Below are 225 nucleotides of genomic sequence, written 5' to 3' on the forward strand. Positions count from 1 at the left end.
TGTGAACCGCTTTCCGCCCGGAACGAGGCCAGACCGGTTTTCCCAGTGACCTTTTCAGCAAGAGGCCCGCGCTATGATTACGGGAAGCATCGACCGCGGTTCATTCGCTATTTGGCACTTCGTGCATCGATCAGATCGGCGGTGGTGTGGCTTAGGCGATCGGCAAGAACCCGCAATATCTCAATGGTCATTTCCGGCGACTCCTTCATAAGCCTCAGGAAATGT

At 55.1% G+C, this 225-nt stretch carries 1 pseudogene; it reads right to left on the reverse strand.

Annotated elements, in window-relative coordinates:
• Positions 1 to 107 precede the first annotated feature (107 nt).
• A pseudogene (locus tag X744_RS1000000175860) lies at positions 108 to 225 on the reverse strand (cyclic nucleotide-binding protein); the annotation flags it as partial.

Source organism: Mesorhizobium sp. LNHC252B00 (assembly GCF_000502955.1).
In the GTDB taxonomy this organism is placed as follows: Bacteria; Pseudomonadota; Alphaproteobacteria; order Rhizobiales; family Rhizobiaceae; genus Mesorhizobium.